The sequence below is a fragment of the Vibrio sp. 10N.222.55.B11 genome, from assembly GCF_041473705.1.
Taxonomy (GTDB): Bacteria; Pseudomonadota; Gammaproteobacteria; order Enterobacterales; family Vibrionaceae; genus Vibrio; species Vibrio crassostreae_C.
On record NZ_JBFRST010000010.1, the window covers coordinates 108,476 to 131,208 of the forward strand.

A 22,733-nucleotide genomic window follows, 5' to 3' on the forward strand; every position below is an offset into this window, starting at 1 on the left:
TCACATCAATTAGCTATTTTCATATTACTTATCTAGCTTCACATTACTTAACTAATGGTGGTCAATTCATCGACCAAAAACGCAATATCGCACATCTAAATAACAGTGAATAAGGAGTGTTTGAGCTTGGTTTAAGAGATGCGCAGCTCGTCACTTTTTGTAGGTAAAATATGAAATTCGAACAGTGCTAATTTAGCTTCGCTATCGAATCACGTAACACCAAACTACCAGTGGTATTGATGGTGGTCGCTTGCTCTGTTTCACCGACAATTTGCAGGATCGCCTTTTGCGTCATTTGCTCTAATGGCACACTCACAGACGTTAAGCTTGGCGTTAAAAACGCCCCCACTTTGCTGTTATCAAAGCCGACGATCGAAACATCTTGAGGCAATGAGTACCCAAGTTCGGTTAACGCCTTAATCGCACCAATCGCCATATCATCGTTTTCAGACAAGATAGCAGTGAATGTGGTTCTGCTTTTTGCCAAAGCCTGAGCCGCGTGATAACCGCTCTCCATCGTCCAATCACCTTGAACAACGTTGGACTCATCCAATGCAACACCATGTTTAGTTAACACATCTTGATAGGCTTGGTAACGCAGCTCATCGGTCGAAGAACCGGCTTTACCACGAATCACTGCAATGTCTGTATGGCCTTGCTCGATGATGTGTTCAACCATCAAACAAGCACTCTGATAATGGTCGGTGGTAATAGCATGATTGGGCTTCGACGGCATTTCACGGTTGAGTACCAGAATCGGAGTGTCGGTGCTGTCGATGATCTTTGCAATCTCACATTCGGTTAAGCATTGCGGATAGAGGATGATGCCCGCGCACTTCATATCCAGCAGGAAGTTGATCGCCTTTATTTCGTCTTCAGCGCTGTGTTTGCCATCGGTGATCACCAGTTGGTGATTCGACTTTTCGCTATAAGAAGCCGCGTGATACATCAAGGAAGAGAAGTAAGGGCCATTGAACAACTCATTGGTGATAACAAAGCCGATGAAGTTGGTCTTCTTGGTCGCCAATTGCTGAGCCAACAAGTTCGGTCGATAACCTGTTTCTTGAATCGCATCAAATACCTTTTTCACCACATCTGGGCGCACGATGTTCTTGCCATTTAAGACACGAGAAACGGTCGATTTAGATACGCCTGCGCGGTTTGCGACATCAAGCATGGTTACCATTCGCTTCTTTTCCTTTATAAAAAATTAGCCGACATAGGCCGACTAATTCATTGCAAAATGACAGCTCACAGTTCACATAACTGCGCTGGGGAATGCATTCTAAATAGTGGCACCGTTAGATGCAATCACACCTTTATACCACTCGAAAGACTTCTTGCGCTTGCGTTCTAGTGAGCCAGATTGATCGTTGTGCTTATCTACGTAAATGAATCCGTAGCGTTTTTTCATCTCGCCCGTGGTGAACGAAACTAAATCGATACAGCCCCAAGGGGTATAGCCCATCAAATCAACACCATCAATCGAAACGGCTTTTTTCATCTCTTTGATGTGGTCGCCAAGGTAAGCAATGCGGTAATCGTCATTAATGCTGCCATCTTCTTCAATGGTATCAACCGCGCCAAAACCGTTCTCAACGATGAACAATGGCACTTCATAACGTTCATACAGAGACGCTAAACAGAAACGCAAACCCGTCGGATCAATTGGCCAGCCCCAATCGCTAGACTGGATGAACGGATTATCGACCGAATTTTCATGACCGCCGTCCATCGCTTCTTCTGTAGATTGGTGAGAAGAAGAATCCAAGGTATTCGACATGTAGTAGCTAAAGCCTAAGTAATCAGCCTTACCTTCTTTTAGGATCTGCTCATCTTCAGGCTGCATCTCAATGTTGAAGCCTTTGATTGCCCAGTCACGCGTAGCGTAATTTGGGTAATGACCGCGAACCATCACATCTGAGAAGAAGTAACGGTCACGCATCGCTTGTTGTGCCACCATAATGTCTTCCGGTTTAGAAGAACGAGGATAGAAAGGCACCATCGCACACATTGCGCCGATTTGAAGATCTGGATTGATCTCGTGACCTTTCTTAACCACCAAAGCACTTGCAACAAACTGATGGTGAACCGCTTGATACATCGCCTCTTGCGGCTTTTCGCATTGTGGAAACTTCACGCCTGAGCATAACCAACCGAAAATATCTGCCGAGGTGTTCATCTGGTTGTTGATCTCGTTAAACGTCATCCAGTATTTCACTTTGTGTTGGTATCGTTCCATCACTGCAGTTGAATACTTAACGAAGAAGTCGATCACTTTGCGGTTCATCCAGCCGCCATATTCCTTAGCTAGATGGTAAGGCATTTCAAAGTGGCTCAGTGTTACCACAGGCTGAATGTCGTATTTCAACAGCTCGTCAAACAGATCATCGTAAAACGCTAAACCCGCTTCACACGGTTCAGCTTCATCGCCATTTGGGAAGATACGCGTCCACGCGATACTGGTACGGAAACACTTAAAGCCCATCTCAGCGAATAACTTAATGTCTTCTTTGTAGCGATGGTAGAAATCCACTGCGACTTGGTTAGGATAGTTTTCGCCATCAATCACGCCATCGGTGATTCGACGTTGTACACCATGAGCGCCCGCTGTTAATACATCAACAACACTGACACCTTTACCATTCGCATCCCAGCCGCCTTCTAGTTGATGCGCTGCTACTGCACCGCCCCATAAAAAATCGTTCGGAAATTCGTTGTTCATACCATTACTCGCTACAAGTTATTCGTGAAAAAGATCAGGATTAGAGAGCTCATTGCAACTCTGAAACCGATTTCAATAAAAGAAAAGATACAGGTTGAAACCGGTTTCAGCAATAGTTAAAAGATCTTTTTTGATCGAACTACAGACTAATCAACAGTCAGCATTACGATCAATGCTGCTCAAAATACTGATCATGCTGAGATTTGCCGGATAGGTCTTGAGTTCCCGGGTAGAACTGGACGAGTGTCTGATCGGCTAAAGTGAGGTGAATCCAACCCTCTTTGACTTTCAGCCAATTGGTACCGTTGGTCTCATAGACGGCAGGAAACTTGCCCCAGCCAGACTCTGATACCTGCAGCTCTTGAAATCGGTTAATCGGGGCTAGCTTATTGCTGTCGAAGTTTGCGTCGGCATAGACAGATAAAGGCTCGATGGCATCGTTTGGCTTAAACGTATAACAGCTCACAGAGGCTGAAGTGCGATCAAACCACTGGTAAGGTTGTGCACCGTTTAAATCGTAGACCGTGCAATCATTGAATTGAATCGCCCACTCTTGGTGAGCTTTAAAACCGAGGTAACCTATGGGTTGTGATGGTTCAGGCTTTGAGTCCGCCTCCTGCTCATACACCGGTTCTGAGGTAGCACATCCCATAAGCCCAAGACTAAAAAGGAAAGTCACAGCAAGCTTCATCATTGTCATACCTCAGTTCCGTTAGTAGATGAGTAACTCAATTAAGTCTCTACATTAAACGGTAAGTTCCAAACGATTACCATCCGGATCGAGTACACAGCTCTCATAATAGCCATCGCCTGTTCTTCTTGGGCCATCTAAGCGCTCATAGCCGTCTTCGACCAAGTGTTGAGTCAGTTGATCGACCGCCTGTTCCGAACCTAATGATATCGCCATGTGAATGAAGCCTGTGAACTGGTCATAGATGTCGTCTTTCGATTCAGGGACAGAGTCCATTTCCATAATCTCTAAACGACTTCCCGTATCAAACGAGAGGAAGTATGAAGAAAACCCTTTAGTTGGGTTGTGATATTTTGAGTTCAATGTCGCGCCGAAATAATCTTCATAAAATCGCTTCAGTACTTCGAGTTGTTTGGTCCAAATTGCGATGTGTTCAATCTTCATTTTGTTTGCCTAAGTTTGATGTCTAACGCTAGATTACTCATCAAATAAGGAACAATAAACAGAACGAAATTCATCGAAATTGTTCCTGATTAACGGGCTCGATTTTATGTCCATAACTGCACAGTATTGGCATCTATGTTTGTGTAATAGTTATCTTTCCTCCATAGTCAGGTTTTACACAATCTGAGATTCAAACTGTGAGCTTTTTAAAACTGATACTACTTGCGGCTATATGGGGAGGCTCGTTTCTTTTCATGAGAATGGCCGCCAATCCATTAGGGCCCGCAGTCTTAATTGAAGCGCGAGTTCTGTTTGCAGCACTTACTCTGCTTTTAGTTTCTTTCTATTTAAAAAAGAAGCTCTCTTTTCATGATCACGCAAAACACTTCTTCATTCTCGGCCTGTTTAACACCACACTTCCTTTTTTGCTTTTCGCTTATGCCGCGCAGACACTTAACGCCTCGACACTCGCCATCTTGAACTCTACCGCGCCAATATGGGCGGCAATCATTGGTGCAATATGGACCAAAACAGCACTCGAGGCGAAAGTTCTATTGGGACTTGGGATTGGGGTAACAGGAGTTGGCGTGTTAGTCGGTTGGGATGCGATGAACATTGGCCGTGAGGCTATGCTTCCTATCTTTGCAGCAGTGATGGCGGCCTTTAGCTACGGAATAGCGTCAAACTATACCAAACAAGCCCCTAAAGTTGAGGCATTCAACAATGCTCATGGCAGCATGTGGGCTGCGGTATTGCTGGTTTTGCCGTTTGTATTCTTTATTCCGATGAGAGAAACACCCGACGTTACGATCACTACATCGGTTGTCTTATTAGGCGCGGTATGTACTGGGTTAGCGTATCTACTTTACTTCAATCTCGTCTCTGAACTCGGCGCACCTTCAGCCCTGTCCGTGACCTTCATCATTCCGGTATTTGGTATTCTATGGGGTAACTTATTCTTAGATGAAGCAATTGGCATCAATACGATTGTTGGTTCAATTCTGGTTATCACCGGCACCATGTTGGTGACAGGAATGACGCCTTCTAAGATGATAGAGAGCGCCAAACAGAAACGAGCAGCAAGAGCGGCTCGTTAATCAGCCATATATTGCTGAATCTTGTTTCTCAGCCACTGATGAGCAGGGTTCAAATCGGTTCTTTTATGCCAAATCATGTATTGCTGCATAGGTAAGATTTCAAACGGCTGATCAAGGACTTGAAGCTGGAAGGATTCGGAAAATTGATTGGCAAAATCACGCGATGTACTGCCGACACAATCTGAGCCCGATACCAGCACACACATGGTCATCAGCGAGTCACACTCGGCACTCACTTTTCTCTGTTTCAGTGGCGACTTGGTAAAATAATCTGCCGTGTATAAACGGGTTCGACGCATTCTAAAAGTAACATGCTTTTCGTTGTAATATTGCTCTTGCGTCACAGAGCCATTGATTCTCGGATGCCCCTTTCGAGCTATCAGCACCAACTCATCTTCAATCATCGGCTGCTTCATGTAGCCGTTAACTTGCGGGTAATGGATATCAATCGCTAAATCAGCTTGTTGCATGCTCAAGCCTTGCAATAATTCTTCTTCGTTGTTCGGCACCATATTGAATTCAATCGAGATATTGCCCAACGTCTCATCTTGCTCGACGAGAGGTTGAAGCTTGGTTAATCCAATCTCATTCACCAGGATACGAAACACATGATGCTGCTGATTATCAAATGTCTTTAAAGTGCTTACTGCGCTGCTTATCCCTTCTAGAGCAGGCTCTACTCGGTCTGCCAATTGCACCGCAGCGTTAGTCGGAATAATCCCACGCCCTTCACGAATAAACAGGTCGGTATCAAGCTGAGATTGCAATCGCTTCAATGCCCCGCTAACCCCAGGCTGAGTCATACCAAGCGATTCTGATGCAAGCGTGATCGACTTTAATCGATACACTTCTAAGAACACGCTCAATAGATTTAAATCCAACTTTTCCACGTCGCTCACCGTTACTCTCCCTGTCAATGTGGTCTTAATCAATCATAGGTCAGGATTCGCCTTCGTTCCCCAACCATTGCATGACTCAATACATAGCCAATCGTGATGTATTAAATAAAGCTTACTTTATTTTTTGCTATATGTCTTATTCCTATAATCGCCTCAACGAAACAAAATTCTGAAATGAAGAGGCTCTTATGACGACTTCACGCACGTTCAAAAATGCATCACTGTTCCTAGCTATCTCGCTCGCATTCCCTGCAGTTGCAGCTAACCATGACCACGCACACTTCAGCGAAATTGGCGACCAAGGTGGCAAAAGCGCAACCGAGATGACGACTAAGGCAAACCAAGAGTTCGCAAAAACACTTAACTTTGCCGACACTCGCGCTTTCGACAATAACAACAAGGGTCTTATTGCTAGCTTCGACCAAGAGACGGGCGACATCATTCGCAATAGCTTTAACTTTATCGACCCAAGTGTGACGAATGCAAACCAAGCACCAGATTCAGTAAACCCTTCACTGTGGCGCCAAGCGTTATTGAACCAAGCGGCAGAAGGTTTATATGAAGTTGTTCCGGGTAAAGTTTACCAAGTTCGAGGTGCTGACTTAGCGTCTATCTCTTTCATTCGTAGTGACAACGGTTGGATCGCTTACGACGTTCTTCTTACCAAAGAAGCGGCCGCTAAATCACTCAAATTCTTCAAGAGCAATGTGCCTGATGGCGGCGAACTGCCCGTCGTTGCTATGATTTACTCTCACTCGCACGCTGATCACTTTGGTGGCGCAAGAGCAATCAAAGACGCATACCCAGATGTAAAAGTGTACGGTTCGAAAAACATTACTAAAGAGATCGTCGACGAAAACGTATTGGCGGGTAATGCAATGTCTCGTCGTACCGCTTATCAGTATGGTGCAACCCTGAACCGACACGAGCACGGGATTGTTGATGCTGCACTGTCGAAAGGCCTATCAACCGGTAGCATTACTTACGTACTGCCAGACTACGAGCTGAACCATAACGAAGAGATTGAAACTCTGGTTATTGACGGCCTAGAAATGCAATTCATGGATGCTTCAGGTACCGAAGCGGCCTCTGAAATGGTGACATATATTCCAAGCATGAAAGCACTTTGGACTGGCGAACTGACCTACCAAGGCATGCACAACCTGTACACGCTGCGTGGCGCTAAAGTACGTGACGGCTTGAAATGGTCTAAGAAGATCAACGAGATGTTAATCACTTGGGGTGAAGAAACAGAGGTGTTGTTTGCGTCTCACTCATCGCCAATCTGGGGCGAACAAGAGATCTCTGATTACCTAAAAATGCAGCGTGACGCTTACGGTTTTACTCATAACCAAACGCTTCGCTTAGCCAATAACGGCGTGGTTCTGCAAGACATCGGTGACGAGATTTACAAGGTCATGCCAGACAGCATCCAACAGTCTTGGCACACCAACGGTTACCACGGTACTTACTCTCACAATGCTCGCGCTGTGTACAACATGTATCTTGGTTACTTCGACATGAACCCAGCTAACCTAAACCCACTACCAATCAAGCCAGAGTCAGTGAAGTTTGTTGAGTACATGGGCGGCAGCGACGCTGTGATTGAAAAAGCGCAGCAAGATTTCCAAGAAGGTGAATACCGCTTCATTGCAACAGCACTGAATAAGGTGATTCAAGCTGAGCCAGAAAACAAAGTTGCACGTGGCTTATTGGCAGATACATACGAGCAGTTGGGTTATCAATCAGAAGGTGCAGGTTGGAGAAACATCTACCTAACCGGCGCTCAAGAGCTTCGCATTGGCACACAACCGGGCGCACCAAAGACTGCATCTCCGGATGTGTTAGCGAACATGACCATTGAGAACTTGTTGGATTACTTAGCAGTTAAAGTGAATTCGCTAAAAGCACAAGAAACACCATTTACGTTGAATATTCAGCTACCAGACGTGCAAGAGTTCTACTACGTTGAAATGTCTAACGGTAACCTGAACAATATTCAAGTGAGCGAGCTACAAGACGCCGATACAACACTGATCATCAATAAGTCTGACGTGTCTGACATCGTGCTTAAGAAAACAAGCCTAGGAAAACTGTTAGAAGACGGACAAGCAGGCGTGAAAGGTGATAAGACATCACTTAACAAACTGCTGTCTTCACTGACAGAAGCTGACACCTCTTTTGAGATTGTACCGCGTCCAAACAAAGGCGAAGAAGTTGATGCAGAGCTATACCAAGATTCAGCGGTACACGCTCATTAAACGCCAGATACACTAAATAAAAACAACAGCAGTTAGCTAGAAAAACGTTCTATAAAGAACATAAAAACAAGCCCCTCCCTTTTGGTTGGGGCTTTCTTAATTGTTCTCAATATATGCTTCTGAATCGCTATTGAGTTTGCCCGTTTACGTCGCAATCCCAATAAGAAGGTGAACCATAATATTGAACAAAGTAATCGATAAATACGCGCACCTTTGGTGCAAGTAACTGAGCACTCGGGTATACCGCCCAGATAGCCGCCTCATCCTTTAAAGGGTAATCCGGCAACACCTCAACCAGCGAACCTTCCGCGAGCTGCTTGTATGCTATCCAACTCGCGCACATGGCAATGCCCAAGCCATCGACACATACATCCCTTACCGCTTCACCGTGATCGACGCGGATAGCACCTAGGCTCTCTTCGAGTTTTCCGATATGAATACTGGCTACCGGAGGTGACAACCCAAGCTCTTGTCCTGCTTGACCTATATTGTGCGTAGACGCGAGTCGCACAAACAATTTTAGATGTTCAATGTTCATCAATAATGGCTAGCCTGCGCTGAGTACACGCTGCTTATTGGCCGCAGCGGCACGGGGAATAATGTGAGTTTTAATATAGGCATTAAGCTTAAACCATGCAAAAGCGCCCGCTAAAACATTGGCGACTGTCGCAGCAATAACCGCATTGACCATGTCTCCGGTTATCGAGCCGAACCATAAAGCGGGAATGTAGAAAATAAACAAGCGTAGGAAAGAGACATTCAAAGCTTTACGAGGCACACCCAAGGCATTAAAGACCGACGCAACCAACATGCAAAGCCCAAGCGGCCCATAGCTGAACGGTATAAATAACAAGGTCACTTCAAACCAGCTGCGTATGCTTTGTTCTTCCGAGATAACAGGAATAATCCAGCCACTAAACAGCGCCAACAATGTTGCCATCACGGTGTGGAAAACCAATAAGAACTTCGCTGTTGTATTCAATAGCTCAGGGATTTTGCATCGCTGCTGCGCCCCTAGGTAACGACCAATCATAGGCGGGATAGACATCGTCAGAGCAAGAGAAAACACCAGCATAAAACTTTCAACACGGGCGAGTAAGCTCCAAAAAGCCATCTCATCGGTTCCGATTCTCGCAATCAATAGCATTGAGAAGAACGCGTTGACCGCAGGTAATATCTGATTCGCAGTGGTTGGCATTACCGTCTTGAATAACTCAAAACTGTAGCCTTTGATTCGGTTACTGCACGCGCCATTGAAGCCAAACCAACCTTTGCCGCGAGACTTGATTAGCATGTAGATTGCGCCGAAAGCGTAGCCAATGCTCGATGCGATCGCCGCCCCTCCGATGCCCATATCCAATCCAAAGATCAGAATAGGGTCGAGAATTAGGTTAATCACGCTAGCAGCCAAGAACATGCTTCCGGTTGTTTTGATATCGCCATTGGCACGATAAACGCAGGTGGCCAGATAAAGCACCGCCACCATCAATGCACTGAACAACCACAGTGGCCAGTACACATTAAAAATAGACAGCATGGATTGGTATTGAGCGTCAGAGACATCATTCACAAACGACGCAAAAACAGAATCGCTAAAAACAATCAGCCCTATGCAGATCAAAGCAATCACCAACACTCCAAATCCAACCGACAGCGTCGCAATTGAAGTAGATTTACGTTGTTCTTTTGCCCCTACCGCTTGAGAAATAATGGACGTTGCCGCCACACCGATGCCCACTTGAACCCCGGTAAACGCTGCTTGAAATGGCAAGGTGATACCGTGAACCGCCAATTCATTCACCCCTAGCTGACCAATAAAGATCGAATCGACCAATTGAACCATCATGATCGCAAACACACCCAGCGTCAGTGGCAGCGTTTTCTCAATAATGGTTTTCAAAGTCGCGGATCTCATCTGCATAAGTCGGTTCACTCTTGTCTGTACCTTGGGGCTAATTACCTAGTTGAGCAGTATACGAAGCTAAATGAAAAGGATAAGAGCGCCAGACAAGGAATGAGTTTTTAGATTTCGTTGACAATCGAATTAGCAAGATACCTTCAACGTTAAAATATCCATCTAAGACACTGAATAAATTGAAATTATCAAACGCGCCAACACTCTTAATAATTCGTTAATAGTGTTTCGTTTAATGGTTAATTGTTGGTTCGAACATTCCTCGCTAGCCTGAATTTAGGTCGCATTCACACTGAATAGGCTGAAATGAAATCTCTCAGAAGGAATATGGAAATGGTATATCAAGGTTATACAACGTTTAAAGCTCAAGCCGAGGATGGGATTCTTACCGTCACTTTTGACTTCGGTACTGTGAATGTTCAAGGGCAAGAGACTTTGATGCTGACGAAGCCGAAGCACTCAAAGCGGAAGCTTATTGGTTGTATCAAGCTACGAGCAAAACCCCTGCGGTTAAGCGCTTCCAAATTGCCGATGAGCAAGGCCTAGAGCACGATATGGAAAACCAACGTAACTGGGAAACTCTGGTTATGAACGTTCAAGACATCAAATAACTCGGTCACTTCTCTTAATTTGGGTCAGTCACAAACTGACCCATTGTCTTACTTAATCGTTAAACGCCAACGGTTAACCACCAAGTGTTAAAATGGTCATTATTTGCCCCATAGACTCACATTTGAGTCTTCAGCTTGTGAGCCAAATGCAACTATGTGTCATTAATCTTTGTTATAACAACGTTGTTCAAACTATTTTTTGAAGGACGGAATATGCAAAAAATAATTCTGATCACAGGTGCCACGGATGGCATTGGTTTAGAGACCGCAAAAGCACTAACGCAGCAAGGGCACCATGTTCTAATTCATGGCCGCAACCCAGCTAAGGTCAATAAAGTCGTGACCGCTCTGTCTCGCCTGTCTAAGAATGCAATCATCGAAAGCTACATCGCAGACCTATCGACGCTCTCTGAAGTTGAGGCGCTCGCAACCCAAATCAAAAGCGATCACAAACGACTCGATATACTCATTAACAACGCAGGTGTGTATAAGGTGTCGGACATCACCACTCCAGACAATCTTGATGTGCGTTTTGTCGTAAACACCATTGCGCCATATCTACTGACACAAAAGCTGCTTCCTCTTTTTGATGCGACAGGTCGTATCGTCAACCTATCTTCAGCAGCCCAAGCACCCGTAGATCTAGATGCATTAATCAGTCCGAATGCGGGCGAACTTGATGGTCCGGTTTACGCGCAAAGTAAGCTGGCGCTAACGATGTGGTCCATCGAATTAGCCAATACTCTTTTAGACAAAGGCACCGCAATTATCCCTGTAAACCCAGCTTCTTTCCTTGGTAGTAAATTAGTGAAAGATGCTTATGGCGTTGATGGCAACGACCTTGCGATTGGAGCCGATATTCTTTGTCGTGCTGCGCTCAGTGATGAGTTTGCCAACGCTTCTGGTCAATATTTTGATAATGATTCTGGGTTGTTCAAAGACCCGCACGCCGACGCATTAGACAACACTAAGAACCACAAGCTGGTGACAGTGCTTAATCAATTACTCGAAGAAAAGCTGTGCGTTACGCACTGATCATTCATTAGTAAAAAACGACCACTAACACTCCCCCCCCCCACCACACACACAATCCAAGCCGCAGTTCTATCTATACAGACAAAGAACTGCGCGCTCTTTCGATTATTAAGATTTCTTTAATACTGATTCCCCGCTTTGCCCAATTATCACCCAAGATGCAGATTGCTAAACTTGCCCCCGTCGAAACAACACAGGCTACGGCCGAGGAGCATTTATGCGTTTTGAAGGTAAAGTTTATCGTCCTTGGATGGAAGCAGAGAGCGTACTCATCCAGACAACATTGGGGTGCAGTAATAACCAGTGTACCTTCTGCACGATGTTTGATGATAAGCGTTTCAAAGTAAGAGACATCAAAGACATCTTTGAAGATATTGATGCGGCGAGAAAAATCTACCCGCATGTTGAATCTATCTTTTTGGTCGATGGTAATGTGATGGCGATTAGAACCGAGATGCTGATTTCGATTCTGGATTACATCAAGATCACCTTCCCAGAGATCAAGAACATCTCTCTGTATTCAGGGTTCAATGACTTCCGTCGTAAGAGCTTGTCTGAATTAAAAGAGATTAAGTCGGCAGGTTTAAGCATGGCCTATTCAGGCTTGGAGTCCGGTGACCCAATTTTGCTTGAACGCATTCAAAAGCGCATGACGCGTGAGCATGCGATTGAAGGAATGAACCTAGCCCGTGAAGCAGACATCAAGGTACTGGCTTCTTTCATCTTTGGCCTTGGCGGCAAAGAGCGTTCTATAGAGCATGCGATTAATACCACCAGCTTGTTGAACATCATGCAGCCAGATGCGATTGCACCGATGGCTTTAGCCGTTCAACCGGGATCGGTATTGGAAAAAGAAGTAAACCGTGGCGAGTTTGTTTTACCAACGCCATTGCAGATTCTGGAAGAAGAAAAATACTTGCTCGAAAACCTAGAAGATTTCGATTGCTACTACTGGGGTGACCACGGCAATAACATCTCACCAATGCGTGGCATGTTGCCTCAGGCTCGTAAGCCGTTTCTTGATAAGATTAATCAAGACATCGCTCACAACCCAATCACTAAGCAAAACGTCATTAAAACCTTTGCTTGGTAACGAGTAACCTCTACATCGTTTGAAGCAGCCACAAAAAGGGCCAGTATCAGCTGGCCCTTTCATTTTCTAGTTATGTCGCTCTCTATCGAACTACCTGGAGCCGACCGCTCGGACTAATTCTGCGATTCCATCCCAATCACCCTTGTCCATTTTGTCGGTCGGTACCATCCAAGTACCGCCACAGGCAACGACTGATTTCAGTGCTAAGTAAGACTCAACGTTCGCTGGGCTTACACCGCCTGTCGGCATAAAGTTAACCGGGTAAACAGCCGTCAACGCTTTCAACATAGGAATACCGCCAGATGGCTCTGCTGGGAAGAACTTTAGTGTCTTAAGCCCCATTTCCATTGCTTGTTCAACCAAGCTTGGGTTATTCACTCCAGGAACGATCGTAACCCCTCTTTGCTGACAGTATTTGACTGTTGTTGGATTCAAACCTGGGCTGACAATGAAATCAACACCCGCATTAATGGCAGTATCCACCTGCTCTGTAGTCAGCACAGTACCTGCGCCAATCAGTAACTCAGGGTAGGCTTCACGCATCAAACGAATCGACTCTGCTGCCGCTTCTGTACGAAATGTCACTTCAGCACAAGGCAAACCATTCTCAACCAATACTTTCGCAAGCGGCACAGCCTGAGCAACGTCATTAATGGCGATCACCGGAACGATGCGAATATCTCTGAGTCGCTGTTCAATTGTTTTCATTGTTCATTTCTCTCATTATCAAACAGACAAATTAAGCCAAGTCGCTGCCGTTGCTTGCGATCACTTTTTTGTACCAGTGGAATGACTTTTTAGGAATACGATTTAACGTACCATTGCCTAGGTTGTCTCTGTCCACGTAGATAAACCCATAGCGCTTGCTCATCTCTCCGGTCGACGCCGCAACAAGATCGATACAACCCCAAGGTGTGTAACCCATCAATGGTACACCGTCTTCCATTGCTTCATGCATCGCAACAATGTGCTGACGAAGGTAATCAATGCGGTAATCATCGTTCACTTCTCCATTGTCATCCAAGGTATCACGAGCACCTAAGCCATTTTCTACCAAGAAAAGTGGTTTCTGGTAACGGTCATAGAGTGTGTTCATCGTAATTCGAAGACCTGTAGGGTCAATGACCCAGCCCCAATCACTTGCTGGAAGATGAGGGTTTTTGATGGACTTAACGACGTTCGCTGCACTCGTATTTCCTGCATTCATATCAGCGGAAGCACAGCGTGAAGCGTAATAACTGAAAGAAATGAAATCGACAGTATTTTTCAGAATCTCGAAATCTTCTTCTTGTGTTTCAAGCACCACACCTTTGTTATCAAACACTTTTTGAGCATAAGATGGGTAGTAACCACGCGATTGAACATCGATAAAGAACAGGTTCTCGCGGTCTTTTTCCATAGCCATCAGCACATCTTCTGGCTTACATGAATATGGATAGAAGTTACCGCCCGCCAGCATACAACCCACTTGGTTTTGCTCATCAACTTCATGGGCAATCTTGGTTACCAAAGCGCTTGCTACTAGCTCATGGTGAGCTGCTTGGTACTTCACTTGATCGTGATTTTCGCCTTCCTGAAACAACAATCCAGCACCAGAAAACGGGCTCGCTAGTAAAATATTGATTTCGTTGAAAGTTAACCAGTATTTCACCAAGCCTTTGTAGTTTTCGAAACAGGTTCTCGCGTAACGGCTAAAGAACTCAATCATCTTACGATTACGCCACGAACCATACTCGTTGACCAAGTGCATAGGCACATCGAAATGGCACAAGGTAACGAGCGGCTCAATACCGTATTTCTTACACTCTTCAAAAACATCACGGTAAAAATCTAAGCCAGCTTGGTTCGGCTCTAGCTCGTCACCTTTTGGAAAGATTCGGCTCCAAGCGATGGATACGCGGAAGACTTTAAATCCCATCTCTGCCAGCAAGGCGATGTCTTCTTTGTAACGGTGATAAAAGTCTATCGCGTTATGGCTTGGGTAGAACTCGTCTTCGCTGAGCGTCACCTTATCAACCTGACCAAGCTTAATTGGCATGCGGTTCTCACCATAAGGGATCATATCTACGGTTGTTAGGCCTTTACCACCCGCTAAGTGAGCGCCTTCAGACTGGTTTGCAGCAATAGCGCCGCCCCATAAGAAATCTTCGGGAAATTGAATGTTTGACATCGAATACCTCGGAAACAATAAAAGTCACCTTACGCTGAAGTAAGGTGACTGAATAAATTAATCAATTCTAATTAAGACGCGGACACTACTGTCGGCTTGTCTTCTGCCTTACCAGCTTCTTTGTTTGCTGACTCTGAAGTTGCTTTCTCATCGGCATCATCTTCTGGAACATCTTCAAAGCCTAAAACTAGGGTTAGAACAAATGACAGAACAATAGACAATGCGATCAGACCGAACACCCAAACGATACTCATTGGGTCATTCACATCGAAGAACTGAACACTCGTAAACAAGCTTGGTGCTGCCATCGAGTGACTCGCAAGGCCACCCATGCCCGCTAATGCACCTACGATAAAACCAGTAATCATTGTTGCGATAAGTGGACGTTTCAGACGAACAAGCACGCCGTACAATGCAGGCTCAGAGATACCGGCGAAGATAGCTGAAGCACCTGCGGCTAATGATGTCTGCTTTAGTGCGCTGTTTTTGGTTTTGTAAGCAACAGCCAGACACGCACCACCCATACCGAGGTTGGCACCGATTTCTGAAGGCATAACCATACCTTCACGACCCGTCTCAGCAATGGTTTGAATAATCGTTGGAGTAAATACACGGTGCATACCAGTAAGAACAAGTAGAGGCCACAGTGCGCCCATGATAGCAACCGACAACCAACCTAATGTGTCATGAATTGTGTAAACAAGCGCTGAAAGTGCAGTACCAACCCAAATACCAAATGGACCGATAAGTACGATAGCAACCGGAGCTGCAATCAATACGATAAGCATAGGTTTCAGGAAGTTTTTAGTCACAGCAGGGGTAATGCTATCTACCCAACGTTCTATGTAAGAAAGTGCCCAAGTCATCACAAGTACAGGAATAACCGTGTAGGTGTATTTCACTGACGTGATTGGGATACCGAAGAAATCAACGTGCTTGCCTTCTGCTGCTTGCGCCATCAATTCCATAAAGTTCGGGTGGATTAAGACACCGGCAATCGCAATGGAAAGAGACATATTGGTCTTGAATTTGATCGATGCGGAAGCGGCAACCATAACCGGTAGGAAGAAGAAGGCGCCATCGCCAATCGCTTTCAAGATAATCAAGGTAGGTGCATTTGGCTCAACCCAGCCCAGCATCTCAAGTACCATGGCGAGCAGTTTGACCATTGAAGCGCCAATGATTGCTGGGATAAGAGGCGACATGGTACCAACCAGTGCGTCCAACATTTTCGCACCAATTGACTTAACCGTTAGCTTCTCTTTTTTAGCAGGAACCTCTGACTCAGATACAGTGGATAGCTCACAAAGCGCCATCACTTCTTTGTATGCATACGATACCTCGTTACCAATGATAACTTGTACTTTGTCTCCATTATCAACAACACCCATCACACCTTTCAGTGCTTTTAGCTTGTTAATATCGACGCCATCTTGGCTGTGTAAAACGAATCGTAGTCGAGTCATACAGTGTGTTAGGGCAGCCACATTTGTCTTGCCCCCAAGATGCTCAACAACAGATTTCGCAATTGCGCGGTAATCGTTGGCCATTTTATCCCCCAAAGATCTCTTTCCAGTGATTTTTAAACGCGAATATAGTGAGATGTGACTAATTTTCCGTCAGTAGGATGCAAAAACAATCACAATTGTTGTGAATTGTTGTTTTGTGTCCTTCATCACACTTCCTTAAGTTACCGGTAACATGTTACCGGTAACGCTTATAAGATAAAGCCATATTTACAAGCGATGTTCAAAATTGAGATCACGCGCAAATTTGTTAAGAGGATTGAGTTATGGCTGGTAGTAGTGTCATCGTCATGGGTGTCAGTGCTTGTGGGAAAAGCACGATAGGCGAGCAGTTGGCAAAAAAACTTGGGCGTAAGTTCATTGATGGTGACGACCTTCATCCTCGAGCAAACATTCAAAAAATGGCGTCAGGCCAACCTCTTAATGATGATGATCGCATTCCATGGCTGGAACGCGTTCGTGATGCAGCGTACAGCCTAGAAAGTAAAAATGAGCACGGCATTATTGTGTGTTCTGCGTTGAAGAAGAAGTACCGCGACCAAATTCGCGAAGGGAACAAAAACCTCACCTTTCTCTTTTTAGATGGCAACATTGACCTGATCTTGCATCGAATGCGTCAGCGCCAAGGCCACTTCATGAAAGAGAACATGATTAAAAGCCAGTTCGAAACATTAGAAAGACCCGATCACGAGCCAGATACGGTTGTCATCAGCATTGATGGCGGTATTGATGACGTTGTGGACTGTGCTGCGATTGTGCTTTCAATGACTGATGAGGCAGAAACAGCATGACCCTTCCAACCATCCAAGCGGTGACTCAACGATTAATTGAACGAAGCAAAGAGACTCATGAAGCGTTTCTAAACCGAACCCAACACCAAGCCTCTGCTGGCAAAGGTGGTAAAGGGCTTTCTTGCGGCAACTTGGCTCATGCTGTCGCAGCTTCTTGCTCCGATGAGAAACGCTCGATTCTTGATCTCACTAAATCCAATGTGGCGTTAATCAGCTCTTACAACGATATGTTAAGCGCTCACCAGCCGTATCAACACTATCCAGATCAGATCAAAAAGGCGTTAGCTAAGTTCGGCCACACCTCTCAAGTAGCAGGCTGTGTTCCTGCGATGTGCGACGGGGTAACTCAAGGGCAACCAGGCATGGATATGTCTTTGTTTTCAAGGGACTTGATTGCTCAATCGACCGCTCTTTCACTGAGTCACAACGTGTTTGATTCAACCCTATTACTTGGTATTTGCGACAAGATAGCTCCAGGACAACTGATGGGCGCGCTCTCTTTTGCACATCTACCCACCGCTTTTGTTCCGGCGGGCTTGATGGCAACGGGCATCAGCAATGATGAGAAAGTACATATTCGCCAAGAATACGCGGCTGGTAAGGTAGGAAAAAGTGCCTTACTGGATATGGAGTGCAACGCTTATCACTCAGCGGGCACCTGCACTTTTTACGGCACAGCCAATACCAATCAGCTGGTATTTGAAGCGATGGGGCTGATGCTTCCGGGCTCAGCGTTTATTCATCCTGACTCTAAATTGCGCGCATCACTCACTCAGCATGCCGCCATTGAAATTGCTTCAATGACACCACAAGCCGCAAACTTCCGCCCGCTTTCTGAAGTCTTTACCGCTAAAAGCTTAATCAATGGCATTGTTGCCCTACTCGCATCAGGTGGCAGCACTAACCACAGCATTCACATGGTCGCAGTAGCACGCGCAGCAGGATTTATTCTGACTTGGCAAGACATCAGCGATCTATCCGATGTGGTGCCTTTACTTGCTCGAGTTTATCCCAACGGCCCAGCAGATATGAATGCGTTCCAAGCGGCAGGAGGAGTTCCCGCGCTGTTACGCCGTTTAGATCAAGCCAACTTACTGCACCGAGATGTCACACCTACCTTTGGCTCATTTGAAGATCAAATGAGTATTCCAGAACTTGAAAATGGAAAGCTAACGTGGAAAAAGTGCAAACAGTCGGCAGATGCAGAGGTAATTGCAGGCCAAGAACAGGTATTCCAAAGCACAGGCGGAACGCGAGTCCTTTTAGGGAATCTTGGCAATGCGGTGATTAAGGTGTCAGCGGTTGCAGAAGAGCAACGCGTTATCGAAGCACCCGCGGTAGTTTTTGATTGCCAACATAAGGTAGAAGCTGCGTATCAACGAGGTGAGCTCAACAAAGATTGCATTGTTGTGGTGATAAATAATGGACCAGCTGCGAACGGTATGCCTGAACTGCACAAGCTTATGCCGATTCTAGGTAATGTTCAGAAACAAGGGTTTAAAGTGGCTCTGGTTACTGATGGGCGCCTTTCTGGAGCCTCAGGAAAGATCCCATCCGCGATTCATGTCTCACCAGAGGCCATTCGAGGAGGAACTATTGGGCTTGTTCGCGAAGGCGATATCCTGCGCTTAGATTGCGCGAGTGGCGAACTCAATAACCTCAACGACATGCAGTCTCGCCAAGCGAAGGTGTTTGAGGTAGACGCTAACCAGCAAACCATGGGGCGCAACCTATTTAGCGTGATGCGCCAAAGCGTTTCGAGTGCAGAACAAGGGGCGAGTTTTATCGTCTAACTGTGTCATCGCTTAAATGTAAAAGCAAAAGGGGCATCATTTCGATGCCCCTTTCCGTTTCCACGATACTTGGTTAAACGCTTTCGCCATCCGTGATGCGATAGCCCATATCCACTACCGTTTCCGTGACTGGCTCACCTTTCAATCGGGCAAGCAGTAGCTCGGCACTTTTCTTACCTATTTCATAACGTGGCGTATCCACGCTAGTCAGTTTTGGGCGTATGGTTTGACCGATATCTAACGCGTTATAGCCCACCACAGATAGCTGTTGCGGCACTTGGATTCCACGTTGCTGGGCAATGAGCAAGGTACCTATCGCGATGTCATCATTGGTGCAGAACACGCCATCTAGATCTGGGTAATCCGCAAGAGCGCGATCAAGCAGATCTTCAGCCAAAGAGAAGTTAGAGTGCTGTTCAGTCAACACGTGTTTAGGCTCTAATCCAGCCTCATACATCGCTTTGTCATAGCCTTGCAAACGCAACTTGGTTCGCGCATCCAATCGAGCGCCAAAGTAAGCAATAGAGCGTTTACCAGCTTCAATCATTCGCTTCACGACATGGTAAGAAGCATCAATATGGTCCAAGCCAACAACCATATCGATCGGATTGGTTGGGAGTTCCATCGTTTCAACAACAGAAACACCTGAATTCTTGATCATCTGTAACGTGCGGGGGGTGTGGTGGCTTTCCGTCAATATAAACCCATCAACTTGATACGAAAGCAGCGAAGCAATCTTTTCCTCTTCTTCCACAGCATCATAGCTAAAGTGAGCAAGCAACGTCTCGTAGCCATTCTCTTTAGTAACCGTTTCGATACCTTGAACAAACGCGGCAAAGATTTGGTTTGATAACGAAGGGAGCAAGATACCGATCGCTTTACTCGACGATTTAGAGAGCATAGCTGGCGCTTTGTTTTCGATGTATCCCATCTCTTCAATAACCGCTGCAATTTTAACGCGAGTTTTGGCTGCGACTGAATCGGGATTGCGCATGTAACGAGAGACGGTCATCTTTGTGACCCCCACTTTGTCTGCAACATCTTGAAGTGTGGTTCGAGTTTTCTTCTGCTGTTCTGTCATAACTATTTGAACTCTTTATTATGTTACAAGTAACATTATAAAGTTCTCACCGCCTCAAGTTCAACCCATTCGTTGTCATCGACACATAGTATTGAAATCGTTCTACCATCGGCAAATTAGTTTGGCGTTAACGAAAGGTTGGTATCACGCATGCTTGATGAAAGCTTGGCTTAACTGCTGAAAGAGTGAGTCTACGTTGGGTAGAGTTGTCAGATGTGCGGACAACGGAGTATGAACTTGCGCGTCCACCACGGTTGGATTGCCACAAACTTGATTATAAAAATTTACGGGTGCAACGATGTTCTCTAGGTCGACATCCAACAAGATACAAGCTTGCGAAAGTACGATTTGGCCGCCCCCTTGTTTAAGCAAAACACGCTGCGCCGTGCCCACTATTTTTTGTTTATTGATATTGAGGTTGTAGTCACCATCACAATAAGAACCGGGAGTCGCGTGTACATCCACATCGATGCCCAGTTCTTTAAAAAACAGGGTTAAGACATTGCACAGATGTAGATACGCTTTTTGGATGTTGTAGGCTTCATCACGAGGCCAATGGTAAATGTGCGATAAGTTAATGATCCCCGGCAGTTGGGGAACGGGAGCGCCGCCTGTTTTACGTGAGGTGAGTTGCCAACCTTGTGCCGCGAGTTGTTTTCTAGACTCTACGGTCACAGGCCACTTTTTACCTGCGGGCAAAACAAGTGTCGGCGCTTTTGCTTGCCACAACATTAAGGCTTGGCCAATCTCACCCGCCTGAATTTGCTGCAATAATTCAGCTTCTTTTTCAAACGCACGATCAACATCAATGTGCGGGTAACGTACGAGTTTATTGGTTAACTTCAATGCACTTTCCTCTACAGATTGTGGTGACCTATCATTTAACGTTCTGCAATGGTTGATGAGATATGGGACTATGTGCGATGAAACATAGCACCAAAAGTTAGTTATTGGCGCCATAGTAGCTTGTCAGTTGCCCATCTCAAAGGTGAGTGCTAACATTTGTACACACACCAATAAAGGAATACATCATGGACACTAGAATTCAATTTCGTGTTGATGAAGAAACAAAACGCCTAGCTCAACAGATGGCTGAGAGCCAAGGTCGCACACTGAGTGGTGCTTGCCGTGAGCTTACTGAGCAACTCGCTGAGCAACAAAGACAGACATTATCTCACGATGCATGGCTAACTGAACAAGTAAACCTAGCATTTGAGAAGTTTGACTCAGGAGAATCCGTTTTCGTTGAACACCAAACTGCTAAATCTCGAATGGAAGAACGCAAAGCCAGAATACGTAATCGAGGTAAGCAATGATTTTATGGGAAGAAGAATCACTCAATGATCGTGAAAGGATCTTTGAGTTTATCTATGACTTCAACCCTGATGCGGCAGAAAACGCTGACAACCTCATTGAAACAAAAGTAGAAAACTTGCTTGAGCAGCCTCTAATGGGTGTACAGAGAGACGGCATTCGTGGGCAATTACTTATAATTCCTGAGATTTCAATGATCGTCTCCTATTGGATCGAAGGCGACATTATCCGAATTATGCGCGTACTCCACCAGAAACAAAAGTTCCCAATGGATTGATTACTTCCTCTGGGCAACTAGCCCAATTAAGGGGTGAACAACGCCTCCACCCAAACCTAACGCATTGTGCCATAAACACTTAACTTGAAGTAGGAGCAAAAGTGCCAAGCGTTGTGAATCCCTCTTAAATTGCTTGTTATAACACAATTGCTACACGTCACTTTCCGTTAGTATCTGACGACAATTTCGTACTGTAAGGACGCGAATTTCATGGCTGAGGCTATATATGATTCGATAGTGACCAAACAAGATTTCGCGGTAATTGGTATGAGGTAGCTCAGGAACCATTCGTCCCATGTCAGGCATACTTGAGAGAAGGTCTGTTTTATCGAAGACCTCATTAACCCAGTTTTCTGCCGCCACTGGATTATCTAGCGAAATAAACTCGACTGCATCACCTAACTTTTGTAATGCTAGTGGTGACCAGACTACTTTCATTTCTTAATGCGCCCCAATACTTGAGCACGAGCGTCTTCATTGGAAACACCTAAACCTGAAGCTAATTGTGCTTCAGCAGTACGCATTTCTTCCAGTAACTCGATCTTCTCTTGCATTGCTTCATATTCTGCAACATCAAGGACAACCGCAACACCCTTACCACGTTGTGTGATAACTAGTGGTCTGCGAGTTTCGTTAATCTGTTTAATAAATGACGTCACGCCAGCACGAAATTCAGACAAAGGCTGAATATCTTGATCAAAATGGATGCGGCTCATGTTGAACTCCCTATGGTACAATTTAATGTACAAATAATAGTTCAAATAGCAATTTTGAGCAATAGCCTGATTTTGTGTTATAGCCGCGTTAAGTAGTGAGCAACGCAATACCGATGCTACCGTATACCGCCTTAAACACTGAACGCAACGCATAATAAAAATGCCACGCGTTGCGAATCACTCTTAAACAGTTTGTATGGATAATAAGCACTCCAATCGGGTAATGTGAGACCCAGGCTTTAGCTGCAACTAAAGCTTTCTATGTAGTAGTTCATTTAAACGCTGGCTCCTCTA

The 22,733-nt window shown here is 45.4% G+C and carries 22 protein-coding genes and 1 pseudogene; 9 read left to right on the plus strand and 14 right to left on the minus strand.

All coding sequences use genetic code 11. The annotated features are described in order from the left end of the window. Nucleotides 1-187 precede the first annotated feature (187 nt). The 4 genes from AB4503_RS05820 to AB4503_RS05835 all read right to left on the minus strand — a co-directional run bounded on the left by AB4503_RS05820 (nucleotide 188) and on the right by AB4503_RS05835 (nucleotide 3,860). The gene (locus AB4503_RS05820) at nucleotides 188-1,186 is read right to left on the minus strand and encodes a LacI family DNA-binding transcriptional regulator (RefSeq protein ID WP_017059467.1); all 999 of its coding nucleotides are present in this window, start codon (nucleotides 1,184-1,186) and stop codon (nucleotides 188-190) included. A 99-nt stretch (nucleotides 1,187-1,285) separates the two neighbouring features. After that, a complete protein-coding gene (locus AB4503_RS05825; protein ID WP_136973619.1) occupies nucleotides 1,286-2,725 on the minus strand; it encodes a 6-phospho-beta-glucosidase in 1,440 nt (479 codons plus the stop codon). Between the two features lie 169 nt (nucleotides 2,726-2,894). Beyond that, nucleotides 2,895-3,419, minus strand: coding sequence for a hypothetical protein (locus AB4503_RS05830; protein WP_372113964.1), 525 nt, complete (start codon nucleotides 3,417-3,419; stop codon nucleotides 2,895-2,897). 51 nt (nucleotides 3,420-3,470) lie between these two features. Continuing rightward, the gene (locus AB4503_RS05835) at nucleotides 3,471-3,860 is read right to left on the minus strand and encodes a VOC family protein (RefSeq protein ID WP_017064032.1); all 390 of its coding nucleotides are present in this window, start codon (nucleotides 3,858-3,860) and stop codon (nucleotides 3,471-3,473) included. 197 nt (nucleotides 3,861-4,057) lie between these two features. Here AB4503_RS05835 and AB4503_RS05840 point away from each other — a divergent pair, with 197 nt between their 5' ends. Continuing rightward, entirely contained in the window at nucleotides 4,058-4,957 is a 900-nt protein-coding gene (locus AB4503_RS05840) for a DMT family transporter (protein ID WP_017059463.1), read from the plus strand. On the opposite strand, the gene AB4503_RS05845 is transcribed toward AB4503_RS05840, so the two are convergent. After that, nucleotides 4,954-5,856 carry a LysR family transcriptional regulator gene (locus AB4503_RS05845; RefSeq protein WP_017059462.1) on the minus strand — a complete coding sequence of 301 codons (903 nt, stop codon included), beginning with the start codon at nucleotides 5,854-5,856 and terminating at the stop codon, nucleotides 4,954-4,956. The genes AB4503_RS05840 and AB4503_RS05845 overlap by 4 nt on opposite strands. A 188-nt stretch (nucleotides 5,857-6,044) precedes the next feature. Between AB4503_RS05845 and AB4503_RS05850 the strand changes: the two genes are divergently transcribed. Then, nucleotides 6,045-8,117, plus strand: coding sequence for an alkyl/aryl-sulfatase (locus tag AB4503_RS05850; protein WP_372113952.1), 2,073 nt, complete (start codon nucleotides 6,045-6,047; stop codon nucleotides 8,115-8,117). Nucleotides 8,118-8,244: 127 nt separating this feature from the next. Here AB4503_RS05850 and AB4503_RS05855 read toward each other — a convergent pair whose 3' ends face one another. Both AB4503_RS05855 and AB4503_RS05860 read right to left on the minus strand, forming a co-directional pair. Next, on the minus strand, nucleotides 8,245-8,655 hold the full coding sequence (locus tag AB4503_RS05855) for a LysR family transcriptional regulator (RefSeq protein WP_017059460.1): 411 nt from the start codon (nucleotides 8,653-8,655) through the stop codon (nucleotides 8,245-8,247). Between the two features lie 9 nt (nucleotides 8,656-8,664). Further along, nucleotides 8,665-10,038, minus strand: coding sequence for an MATE family efflux transporter (locus AB4503_RS05860; RefSeq protein WP_372113954.1), 1,374 nt, complete (start codon nucleotides 10,036-10,038; stop codon nucleotides 8,665-8,667). A gap of 446 nt (nucleotides 10,039-10,484) precedes the next feature. Between AB4503_RS05860 and AB4503_RS05865 the strand changes: the two are divergent. From AB4503_RS05865 to AB4503_RS05875, 3 genes and pseudogenes are all read left to right on the plus strand, one after another. Then, a pseudogene (locus tag AB4503_RS05865) lies at nucleotides 10,485-10,643 on the plus strand (enoyl-CoA hydratase/isomerase family protein); the annotation flags it as partial. Nucleotides 10,644-10,856: 213 nt separating this feature from the next. Continuing rightward, nucleotides 10,857-11,678 (plus strand): SDR family NAD(P)-dependent oxidoreductase, encoded by an 822-nt coding sequence (locus AB4503_RS05870; protein WP_102320416.1) that lies wholly within the window; start codon nucleotides 10,857-10,859, stop codon nucleotides 11,676-11,678. Between the two features lie 217 nt (nucleotides 11,679-11,895). Then, on the plus strand, nucleotides 11,896-12,771 hold the full coding sequence (locus tag AB4503_RS05875; protein WP_017067570.1) for a radical SAM protein: 876 nt from the start codon (nucleotides 11,896-11,898) through the stop codon (nucleotides 12,769-12,771). Between the two features lie 90 nt (nucleotides 12,772-12,861). Here the strand turns inward: AB4503_RS05875 and AB4503_RS05880 are convergent, their stop codons facing one another. The 3 genes from AB4503_RS05880 to ascF all read right to left on the minus strand — a co-directional run bounded on the left by AB4503_RS05880 (nucleotide 12,862) and on the right by ascF (nucleotide 16,491). Further along, on the minus strand, nucleotides 12,862-13,479 hold the full coding sequence (locus tag AB4503_RS05880) for a bifunctional 4-hydroxy-2-oxoglutarate aldolase/2-dehydro-3-deoxy-phosphogluconate aldolase (protein ID WP_017059455.1): 618 nt from the start codon (nucleotides 13,477-13,479) through the stop codon (nucleotides 12,862-12,864). 31 nt (nucleotides 13,480-13,510) lie between these two features. Continuing rightward, nucleotides 13,511-14,941: a 6-phospho-beta-glucosidase gene (gene ascB, locus AB4503_RS05885; protein WP_017059454.1), complete on the minus strand. Its 1,431-nt coding sequence runs from the start codon at nucleotides 14,939-14,941 to the stop codon at nucleotides 13,511-13,513. A gap of 71 nt (nucleotides 14,942-15,012) precedes the next feature. After that, on the minus strand, nucleotides 15,013-16,491 hold the full coding sequence (ascF, locus tag AB4503_RS05890; protein ID WP_372113956.1) for a PTS cellobiose/arbutin/salicin transporter subunit IIBC: 1,479 nt from the start codon (nucleotides 16,489-16,491) through the stop codon (nucleotides 15,013-15,015). Between the two features lie 242 nt (nucleotides 16,492-16,733). Here ascF and AB4503_RS05895 point away from each other — a divergent pair, with 242 nt between their 5' ends. Together AB4503_RS05895 and edd are read left to right on the plus strand one after the other, a co-directional pair. Then, the gene (locus tag AB4503_RS05895) at nucleotides 16,734-17,258 is read left to right on the plus strand and encodes a gluconokinase (RefSeq protein ID WP_017072143.1); all 525 of its coding nucleotides are present in this window, start codon (nucleotides 16,734-16,736) and stop codon (nucleotides 17,256-17,258) included. Then, a complete protein-coding gene (edd, locus tag AB4503_RS05900) occupies nucleotides 17,255-19,051 on the plus strand; it encodes a phosphogluconate dehydratase (protein WP_372113958.1) in 1,797 nt (598 codons plus the stop codon). Before AB4503_RS05895 ends, edd begins: the two co-directional genes overlap by 4 nt. Nucleotides 19,052-19,124: 73 nt before the next feature. Here edd and AB4503_RS05905 read toward each other — a convergent pair whose 3' ends face one another. Then, nucleotides 19,125-20,132: a LacI family DNA-binding transcriptional regulator gene (locus tag AB4503_RS05905; RefSeq protein WP_372113959.1), complete on the minus strand. Its 1,008-nt coding sequence runs from the start codon at nucleotides 20,130-20,132 to the stop codon at nucleotides 19,125-19,127. Between the two features lie 144 nt (nucleotides 20,133-20,276). After that, a complete protein-coding gene (locus AB4503_RS05910) occupies nucleotides 20,277-20,978 on the minus strand; it encodes a lipoyl protein ligase domain-containing protein (RefSeq protein WP_017059449.1) in 702 nt (233 codons plus the stop codon). Between the two features lie 185 nt (nucleotides 20,979-21,163). On the opposite strand from AB4503_RS05910, the gene AB4503_RS05915 reads away from it, so the two are divergent. Both AB4503_RS05915 and AB4503_RS05920 read left to right on the plus strand, forming a co-directional pair. After that, nucleotides 21,164-21,448: a hypothetical protein gene (locus AB4503_RS05915; protein ID WP_017059448.1), complete on the plus strand. Its 285-nt coding sequence runs from the start codon at nucleotides 21,164-21,166 to the stop codon at nucleotides 21,446-21,448. Further along, nucleotides 21,445-21,723 (plus strand): type II toxin-antitoxin system mRNA interferase toxin, RelE/StbE family, encoded by a 279-nt coding sequence (locus AB4503_RS05920; RefSeq protein ID WP_017064043.1) that lies wholly within the window; start codon nucleotides 21,445-21,447, stop codon nucleotides 21,721-21,723. Before AB4503_RS05915 ends, AB4503_RS05920 begins: the two co-directional genes overlap by 4 nt. Nucleotides 21,724-21,873: 150 nt before the next feature. Here the strand turns inward: AB4503_RS05920 and AB4503_RS05925 are convergent, their stop codons facing one another. Beyond that, nucleotides 21,874-22,161, minus strand: a complete 288-nt coding sequence (locus AB4503_RS05925; protein WP_372113962.1) for a type II toxin-antitoxin system RelE/ParE family toxin — start codon at nucleotides 22,159-22,161, stop codon at nucleotides 21,874-21,876. After that, complete coding sequence (locus tag AB4503_RS05930) at nucleotides 22,158-22,439, minus strand: type II toxin-antitoxin system Phd/YefM family antitoxin (RefSeq protein ID WP_011080399.1); 282 nt, start codon at nucleotides 22,437-22,439, stop codon at nucleotides 22,158-22,160. The genes AB4503_RS05925 and AB4503_RS05930 overlap by 4 nt, the downstream gene beginning before the upstream one ends. Nucleotides 22,440-22,733 lie beyond the last annotated feature (294 nt).

Bases quoted from the DNA above. Each gene is read 5' to 3' on its own strand.
- AB4503_RS05880 (WP_017059455.1), bottom strand. From the start codon at position 13,479: ATGAAAACAATTGAACAGCGACTCAGAGATATTCGCATCGTTCCGGTG.
- AB4503_RS05925 (WP_372113962.1), bottom strand. From the start codon at position 22,161: ATGAAAGTAGTCTGGTCACCACTAGCATTACAAAAGTTAGGTGATGCA.
- ascF (WP_372113956.1), bottom strand. From the start codon at position 16,491: ATGGCCAACGATTACCGCGCAATTGCGAAATCTGTTGTTGAGCATCTT.
- AB4503_RS05930 (WP_011080399.1), bottom strand. From the start codon at position 22,439: ATGAGCCGCATCCATTTTGATCAAGATATTCAGCCTTTGTCTGAATTT.
- AB4503_RS05855 (WP_017059460.1), bottom strand. From the start codon at position 8,655: ATGAACATTGAACATCTAAAATTGTTTGTGCGACTCGCGTCTACGCAC.
- AB4503_RS05830 (WP_372113964.1), bottom strand. From the start codon at position 3,419: ATGATGAAGCTTGCTGTGACTTTCCTTTTTAGTCTTGGGCTTATGGGA.
- AB4503_RS05820 (WP_017059467.1), bottom strand. From the start codon at position 1,186: ATGGTAACCATGCTTGATGTCGCAAACCGCGCAGGCGTATCTAAATCG.
- AB4503_RS05875 (WP_017067570.1), top strand. From the start codon at position 11,896: ATGCGTTTTGAAGGTAAAGTTTATCGTCCTTGGATGGAAGCAGAGAGC.
- AB4503_RS05915 (WP_017059448.1), top strand. From the start codon at position 21,164: ATGGACACTAGAATTCAATTTCGTGTTGATGAAGAAACAAAACGCCTA.
- AB4503_RS05895 (WP_017072143.1), top strand. From the start codon at position 16,734: ATGGCTGGTAGTAGTGTCATCGTCATGGGTGTCAGTGCTTGTGGGAAA.
- AB4503_RS05920 (WP_017064043.1), top strand. From the start codon at position 21,445: ATGATTTTATGGGAAGAAGAATCACTCAATGATCGTGAAAGGATCTTT.
- edd (WP_372113958.1), top strand. From the start codon at position 17,255: ATGACCCTTCCAACCATCCAAGCGGTGACTCAACGATTAATTGAACGA.
- AB4503_RS05850 (WP_372113952.1), top strand. From the start codon at position 6,045: ATGACGACTTCACGCACGTTCAAAAATGCATCACTGTTCCTAGCTATC.
- AB4503_RS05870 (WP_102320416.1), top strand. From the start codon at position 10,857: ATGCAAAAAATAATTCTGATCACAGGTGCCACGGATGGCATTGGTTTA.
- AB4503_RS05905 (WP_372113959.1), bottom strand. From the start codon at position 20,132: ATGACAGAACAGCAGAAGAAAACTCGAACCACACTTCAAGATGTTGCA.
- AB4503_RS05825 (WP_136973619.1), bottom strand. From the start codon at position 2,725: ATGAACAACGAATTTCCGAACGATTTTTTATGGGGCGGTGCAGTAGCA.
- AB4503_RS05860 (WP_372113954.1), bottom strand. From the start codon at position 10,038: ATGCAGATGAGATCCGCGACTTTGAAAACCATTATTGAGAAAACGCTG.
- ascB (WP_017059454.1), bottom strand. From the start codon at position 14,941: ATGTCAAACATTCAATTTCCCGAAGATTTCTTATGGGGCGGCGCTATT.
- AB4503_RS05835 (WP_017064032.1), bottom strand. From the start codon at position 3,860: ATGAAGATTGAACACATCGCAATTTGGACCAAACAACTCGAAGTACTG.